The sequence below is a fragment of the Mesorhizobium sp. WSM4823 genome (assembly GCF_055811195.1).
The window spans coordinates 1-433 of record NZ_JBVVQL010000057.1 but is presented as its reverse complement, the minus strand read 5'-3'; the positions used below and the strand labels follow the sequence as shown (position 1 = coordinate 433).

At 63.7% G+C, this 433-nt stretch carries 1 pseudogene; it reads right to left on the bottom strand.

Annotation, left to right across the window (positions count from 1 at the left end):
- Positions 1-433: pseudogene (locus tag AC0L26_RS32000) on the bottom strand (Ulp1 family isopeptidase); the annotation flags it as partial.

Below are 433 nucleotides of genomic sequence, written 5' to 3'. Positions count from 1 at the left end.
CGAGGGCCGGATCTGCTGTTGGCTGGCAGCTAACACTGGCGGGGCGGCGGCCTCAACTCCGGCGTGCCCAGAGCCGGCCGGTGCCAAAGCGTCCGCCACGATGCTGTTGAGGTCACCCGGTCCAGCGGGCATCCCTGGGTCGCTGAAAAAAGACGAGGCGGCTTGATCATCCTGCCGTTGCTGAAGCACTTCGCGGAACCCATGTTCCAGTCGCAGTAGCTCCTTTGGATTGGGTGGCGGCTCGTCAGCTTGATCGAACAGCCTCCGGGCCGTCTCGAGACCCCCGTCTGACACGGGCTCCGCATCGCGAACCCGTTGCAGCGCGGAGAGGAGCTTGCGGTTGCCTGGAAACAACCTCTGGGCGAATTCGATCCGCGAATCGTGATCCAGCCCAGAGATCGTCTGGCCCCGACTCTCAAGCGCCTCAGAAAAT